Genomic DNA, 6,347 nt, shown 5'->3' with positions numbered 1-6,347 from the left:
GCCGTCCGCCTGTCGCCGTCCGCCTTCGTGGGCTGCGCGGTGCAAACGGTGCGCCAGGCCTGGAAGGCCGTCGTGACCGTGATGCTGATCGTCGGCCTGGCCTATCTGATGAACTATTCGGGCATGACCTATACGCTCGGCCTGACCGTGGCCTCGGCGGGCGTGGCCTTCCCCATGCTCTCGGCCTTCCTGGGCTGGGTCGCGGTGTTTCTCTCCGGCAGCGACACCTCCGGCAACGCCCTGTTCGGCAACCTGCAGGTGGTGGCCGCCAATCAGCTGAACCTGAACCCGGTGCTGTTCGCCGCCACCAATTCGTCAGGCGGGGTGATGGGCAAGATGATCTCGCCGCAGAACATTTCCACCGGGGTCTCGGTGACCGGCATGAGCGGCCGGGAGGGCGAGATCTTCGCGCGCACTTTCCCGCACAGCATCGTCCTGACGGTGATCCTGGGCGCCCTGGTGGCCGCTCAGCAGTTCCTGATCCCCTGGATCATTCCGAGCCACTGATCATCCCTCCTCTTCAGGGGAGGGTGGCCGAGGCGAAGCCGAGGTCGGGTGGGGGTGTGTGGGCCAGGACTCCAAGGTCCGAGCTTGAACGCGACTCCCCCACCCTGGCCGCTGGCGCGGCCTGTCCCTCCCCTAAAGAAGAGGGATGTTTAGAGCCGGTGCATCCGCTCCCACTGCGTCCGCGTCAGCTCCCAGTAGAGCGACCGCCGCGTGGCGCCGTCGGGCCGCACGCTCTCGATCTCGCCCATGCGCTTGAACCCCGCCGCGTCGATGGCCTTGGCGGAGCGGATGTTGTCCACGGCGGCGGTCAGGCCGATCAGCCTCAAGCCCAGGACCTCGAACATCCAGGCGACGGACTGCGCCACGCCGCGGCGGCCCTCGCCGCTGTTCTGCAGGTCCGCGCGCCGCGCCCCGGCCAGCTCGCCTGATGACCGTTCCGGCCAGACTGTGACCCGGGAATAGCCGGCCACGCCGCCGGCCTCGTCCAGATTGACGCTGAGGATGCAGCGCCCCTGCTGGCGCAACGCCTCGCTCTCGGCCACCCAGGCGGCGACGCTGTCGCGGGTAAAGGGCCGCGGCAGGTCGTAGATCGGGTCCGACACCTGCGGGTCGAGGAACAGGGCCAGCAGCCCGTCCACGTGCTCCGGCCCGGCGACGAGCCGTCCTTCCGCCGCCCGCACCGCCGCGATGATCGCCGCCTCTTCCTCAGGGCTCGCGGTCAGGACGGTGATCGGCGGAGCGCTCATGATTCTGCGAGCTTCTGCAACGCCTCCCCATAGAGGCGGCGCACCGTCCACTCCTCCATCGAGGCCGCGTCCAGGCTGTCGTAGAACTCGATGGCCGGGGTGTTCCAATTGAGCACCGACCACTCCAGGCGGCCGAGATCGGCGTCCATGCACCGCTGCGCCAGCCGGCGCAGCAAGGCCTTGCCGGCCCCCAGCCCGCGCGCCTCCGGCTTCACGAAGAGGTCCTCAAGATAGATCCCCGCCCGGCCGCGGAACGTCGAGTAGTTGTAGAACCACAGCGCGAAGCCCACCGGCTGGCCGCCCGCCTCGGCGATGTCGCAGAAGCAGCGCGGGTTCTCGCCGAACAGGTCGCGGCGGATGTCGGCCTCGGTGGCCTCCACGTCGTGGCCCAGCCGCTCGTACTCGGCCAGCGCCTTGATGAATTCCAGGATCAGCGGGGCGTCAGCGGACGAGGCGACGCGCACCTGGACCTTGGACGAGATCGGGGGCTGAAGGGCGTTCATGCGTTGGCCGGGCTCCCGCCGCCAATAACGACCCCGGGCGGCGGCGGCATCGAGTCCGGCACGAAGAAGTCGGGCATCAGCGGCTCCGTCGGATCGACCTTGTACTTGTCGAAATCGCGCTCGCCCTCGCCATAGAGGAAGCTGTCGTCGATCAGGAAATTGCCGCTGAACTCGCGCGCCGGCTTCTCGAAGATCGCGTGCGCCGCGTCGGCCATGATTTCCACGGTGCGGCAGCGGCGCAGGCCCTCGTCGCCGGCGAGCGCGAACCTGATCGCCGCCGTGGCGATGCCGGTGCGCGGCCACAGCGCGTTGAACGCGATGCCGTCGGCCTTGAACTCCGCGGCCATGCCCAGCACGCACATGCTCATCCCGAACTTGGCCATGGTGTAGGCCGTGTGCCCGGCGAACCACTTGGGGCTCATGTCCAGCGGCGGCGACAGCATCAGCACGTGCGGGTTGGCCGCGCGTTTAAGGTGCGGGATGCAGGCCTTGGAGGTCAGGAACGTGCCGCGCGCGTTGATCTGGTTCATCAGGTCATAGCGCTTCATGTCGGTGGCCAGGGTGCCCGTGAGCGAGATCGCCGACGCGTTATTGACGCAAATATCGATACCGCCGAAGCGTTGGACGGTCTGTTCGACAGCCGACATCACCGAGGCCTCATCGCGCACGTCGACGATCAGCGGCAGGGCCTTGCCGCCCGCCTTCTCGATCTCCTCGGCGGCGGTGTAGATCGTGCCAGGAAGCTTCGGATGCGGCTCGGCAGTCTTGGCTGCGATGGCGACGTTGGCCCCGTCACGCGCGGCGCGCAGCGCGATGGCCAGGCCGATGCCGCGGCTGGCGCCGGTGACGAACAGGGTCTTGCCCGAAAGCGACATCGTCTCAGCTCCAATCACTTAGGAAGTTGGCAGCGGTCTCCTTGAGTAAAGATTCAAGGCTCATGGGAGTCCCTTCGAAGTCTTGCGGCCTACGGCTTTAGGCCACGGCCCGGTACCAGTCGACGCCGTTGTCATCGCGGGTCCGCACCGCCTGGCCGCGCGCCATCAGGCAATTGAGGTGCGCCAGGCTCTCGCCGGTCGCCAGCCCCAGCAGGTTCTGGTCGATGGTGCGCCGGAAGAGCACGTGAAAGACGTCCACCACCCGCTTCGGCTCGGCGATCAGGTCGTACAAGCGCTTCAGCCCGCGCTCATGACCGCCGATGAGGTGGTCGATCCGCGCATGCAGACCGTGAAACGGGTCGTTGTGCGCCGGCAGCACCAGCACGTCGTCGGGGATCTTGGTCTTGATCCGCGCCAGCGACGTCAGCCAGTCGGTCAGCGGGTCGCCGTCCGGCTCGGTCGGGAACACCGAGACGTTGGAGGATATCTTCGGCAGCACCTGGTCGCCGCTGATCATCAGCTTAAGCTCGGGGCAGTAGAGGCAGGCGTGCTCGGGACTGTGGCCGGAGCCCACCACGATCCGCCAGGTCCGCCCGCCGATTGCGATCTCGTCGCCGTCGTTCAGCCGGTGGAAGCTGTCCGGCAGCGCGTGCAGGGCGCGTCCGAACCCGCCGAAGCGGGCCTTGTAGTTGTCCAGCGCATCGTCGTCCCATCCGGCGGCGCGGAAGAAGCGCACCGCGTCGTCCGGCGCCTCGCGCCCGGTGTCGGCCGCCAGCGAGCGGCAGGTCATGAACTCCAGCCGGGTGATCCACAGCTTGGCATCGAACTTGCGGGTCAGATAGCCCGACATGCCGATGTGGTCGGGATGCATGTGGGTGACGAACACCCGGCTCACCCCCTTGCCGGCCAGCGGCCCAGCGAAGGCCGTGCGCCAGGCGTCGCGGGTGGCCGTCCCGCCCATCCCGGTGTCGACGATGGCCCAGCCGCCCTTTCCATCAGGGGTGGCCTCTTCGATCGCCCAGACATTGATGAAGGCCAGCGCCCCGCCCAGCGGCATCCGCAGCCACTTCACGCCAGGCCCGACGTCCACCGCCTCGCCGGTCCTGGGCCCGTGCTCGAAAGGATAGGTCAGTTTCGGACGCGGATGGTCCGGATAGGTTTGTTCGACGCCGTCCCGCAAAATCAGCTCCCCGCGTGGACAGCCATTTTCGACCGGCGCAAGCCCCAGAGCAACCTACCCCGCGCCGACCCCGAACTGCTTGTTCAACTCGTCCAACTCGCGCTGCAGGGCCGCGCTGTGTTCCGGCGTCAGCTGACCGCCGTCTCTTGCCTTCGTCTTGATGGTCTTCTCGCGCAGCGCCGCGAGCTTCATCAGATAGCGGTCGTGCTTGGTCGGCAGCGGCGGCATCACTGTCTGCTGATCGTGGGCCTGCACCGGCTGGTTCATCATGTCGCCCTGAGCTTGAGCCAGGCCCGCCTGGGCCAGAGCGGCCGCGCTTACAAGGGCAAGGGCGCTGAGGCGCATCGTCGGTCTCCCGGATGACGATGGCCCCAGGCAACGCTTCCCCAGCATCAAGGTCAAGAGCCGCGACTTGCCGCGCCGTCGCCTGCCTGAAATAGTCCCCGCCGCAGGTCATCGGGGGTTACTCATGTTCAAGCTCGCCGCCGCGTTCGTCGCGGTCACGTCGTTGCTCGCCACCTCGGCGCAAGCCCAGACGCGGCCCGACCAGGTCGCCTTCCGCGCGCTCTACAAGGAACTGGTGGAGACCAACACCACCGCCTCGGTCGGCGACTGCACCCTGGCCGCCCAGAAGATGGCTGCGCACCTCAAGGCCGCAGGTTTTCCCGACAAGGACCTGACCATCTTCTTCAAGCCGGACCTGCCCAAGAACGGCGGCCTCGTGGCGGTCTATCCGGGCGCAGACCCGAAGGCGAAGGCCATCCTGCTGCTCGCCCACATCGACGTGGTCGAGGCCAAGCGCGAGGATTGGACCCGCGATCCCTTCACCCTGGTGGAAGAGGGCGGCTATTTTTACGGCCGCGGGGCCAGCGACGACAAAGCCCAGGCTTCGATCTGGGTCGACACCCTGATCCGCTACCGCCAGGAAGGCTTCCATCCCAGGCGCACCATCAAGATGGCGCTCACCTGCGGCGAAGAAGGCGGCGCCCCGTTCAACGGCGCCTCCTGGTTGGTGGAAAACAAGCGCGACCTCATCGACGCCGAGTTCGCGCTCAACGAAGGCGCCGGCGGCCAGCTCGACGACCACGGCAAGCGCGTCGCCCACACCATCGAAGCGGGCGAGAAGACCTCGCAGAGCTTCACCCTGGAAGTCACCAACCCGGGCGGCCACTCCTCGCGGCCGGTGCCCGACAACGCCATCTACCGTCTGGCCGACGCGCTCGAAAAGATCCGCGGCTACGAGTTCCCGGTGATGATCAACGACGCCAACGGCGCCTACCTGACCAAGATGTCCAAGGTGGTCGGCCCCGAGGAGGGTGCGGCCATGACCGCGCTCGTGGCCAACCCCAAGGACGCCAAGGCCGACGCCCTCCTGTCGCGCGACCCGGGCCTGCACACCATGCTGCGCACCACCTGCGTGGCCACCATGCTCAGCGCCGGCCACGCCCAGAACGCCCTGCCGCAGCGCGCCACCGCCAACATCAACTGCCGTATCTTCCCGGGCGTCAGCCGCGATGACGTGCGCAACAAGCTGATCGAGATCATCGGCGATCCCCAGGTCAGCGTCTCCAAGACTGCCGTCGCCGGTCCGCGCGGTGAGGCGCCCGCTCCGCCGCTGACGCCCAAGGTGCTGGGACCGATCGAGAAGGTCTCCGCCGAGATGTGGCCGGGCATTCCGGTGGTGCCGATCCTCCAGGCGGGCGCCACGGACGGCAAGGCGCTGACCGCCGGCGGCATCCCGACCTATGGCGTGCAGGGCCTCTTCTACGAGCCCGACCTCGGCCGCATCCACGGCCTGAACGAACGCATCGGCGTGACCTCGCTCTACGAGGGCCGCGACTTCCTCTACAAGCTGGTCAAGATCTACGCCGACCAGCCGTAGCGGCCGCCCGGAAGCTTCACGGCGTTCACAACTTGCTCAGCGCGGCAACATTCCCGCGCCCGGCCGGTTGTTAAGCGTCGCCCGAGCAAGCGGGCGGCGCACCCTGGAATGGAGAACGGCGATGCTCAATCGTGATCTCACGCCTTTCACGGGCGGTCGCGGCCTTGCGCCCTACACGCGCGATCCTTTCACCTCGTTCCGCCGGGAGGTGGACCGCCTGCTCAGCGACTTCTACGCCCCGGCGGAGGGCCGCAGCTTCGGCGCGGCCAATGGCGACGGCCTTTGGCCCAACGTCGATGTGGTGGACGCCGGCCAGGCCGTCACGGTGACCGCCGAGTTGCCGGGCCTGGCGCTCGACGACATCGAGCTGGAACTGCACGACAACGCCCTCACGATCAGCGGCGAGAAGAAGAAGGAATACAAGGACAACAACGGCGCGCGCGCCTATGTCGAGCGGACCTACGGACGGTTCGAGCGCACGATCCCGCTGGCCGCCGAGGTGGACCCCAACCGCGTCGAGGCCCGCTTCAAGAACGGCGTCCTGGCGGTGACCCTGCCGAAGAACGAGAGGGCTCAGGAAAAGACCCGGCGGATCCCGATCCAGCCTCAGGGCTAGGAAAAGAACGCGCCTGGCCGGGTGTTATGGGGCTCGGC

At 67.7% G+C, this 6,347-nt stretch carries 8 protein-coding genes; 3 read left to right on the top strand and 5 right to left on the bottom strand.

The window, feature by feature from the left end; genetic code table 11:
* Nucleotides 1–507: L-lactate permease (locus VHS75_RS05240; RefSeq protein ID WP_329637554.1), on the top strand; the 507-nt coding region annotated here is incomplete at its 5' end.
* Nucleotides 508–656: 149 nt separating this feature from the next.
* On the opposite strand, the gene VHS75_RS05235 is transcribed toward VHS75_RS05240, so the two are convergent.
* From VHS75_RS05235 to VHS75_RS05215, 5 genes are all read right to left on the bottom strand, one after another.
* Complete coding sequence (locus tag VHS75_RS05235; protein WP_329637553.1) at nucleotides 657–1,253, bottom strand: GNAT family protein; 597 nt, start codon at nucleotides 1,251–1,253, stop codon at nucleotides 657–659.
* Nucleotides 1,250–1,756 (bottom strand): GNAT family N-acetyltransferase, encoded by a 507-nt coding sequence (locus VHS75_RS05230; RefSeq protein ID WP_329637552.1) that lies wholly within the window; start codon nucleotides 1,754–1,756, stop codon nucleotides 1,250–1,252. Before VHS75_RS05230 ends, VHS75_RS05235 begins: the two co-directional genes overlap by 4 nt.
* On the bottom strand, nucleotides 1,753–2,631 hold the full coding sequence (locus VHS75_RS05225; protein ID WP_329637551.1) for an NAD(P)-dependent oxidoreductase: 879 nt from the start codon (nucleotides 2,629–2,631) through the stop codon (nucleotides 1,753–1,755). The genes VHS75_RS05230 and VHS75_RS05225 overlap by 4 nt, the downstream gene beginning before the upstream one ends.
* A gap of 97 nt (nucleotides 2,632–2,728) precedes the next feature.
* Nucleotides 2,729–3,811, bottom strand: coding sequence for an MBL fold metallo-hydrolase (locus VHS75_RS05220; protein ID WP_329637550.1), 1,083 nt, complete (start codon nucleotides 3,809–3,811; stop codon nucleotides 2,729–2,731).
* A gap of 54 nt (nucleotides 3,812–3,865) precedes the next feature.
* Nucleotides 3,866–4,156, bottom strand: coding sequence for a hypothetical protein (locus tag VHS75_RS05215; RefSeq protein ID WP_329637549.1), 291 nt, complete (start codon nucleotides 4,154–4,156; stop codon nucleotides 3,866–3,868).
* A 124-nt stretch (nucleotides 4,157–4,280) separates the two neighbouring features.
* On the opposite strand from VHS75_RS05215, the gene VHS75_RS05210 reads away from it, so the two are divergent.
* Nucleotides 4,281–5,693 (top strand): M20/M25/M40 family metallo-hydrolase, encoded by a 1,413-nt coding sequence (locus VHS75_RS05210; RefSeq protein WP_329637548.1) that lies wholly within the window; start codon nucleotides 4,281–4,283, stop codon nucleotides 5,691–5,693.
* A gap of 121 nt (nucleotides 5,694–5,814) precedes the next feature.
* Nucleotides 5,815–6,309 (top strand): Hsp20/alpha crystallin family protein, encoded by a 495-nt coding sequence (locus VHS75_RS05205; RefSeq protein WP_329637547.1) that lies wholly within the window; start codon nucleotides 5,815–5,817, stop codon nucleotides 6,307–6,309.
* The last annotated feature ends 38 nt before the right edge of the window (nucleotides 6,310–6,347 follow it).

This window comes from Phenylobacterium sp. (assembly GCF_036264965.1).
GTDB lineage: Bacteria > Pseudomonadota > Alphaproteobacteria > Caulobacterales > Caulobacteraceae > Phenylobacterium.
Note: the sequence above shows the minus strand (reverse complement) of the source record. Positions and strands in the feature narration are given on the sequence as shown.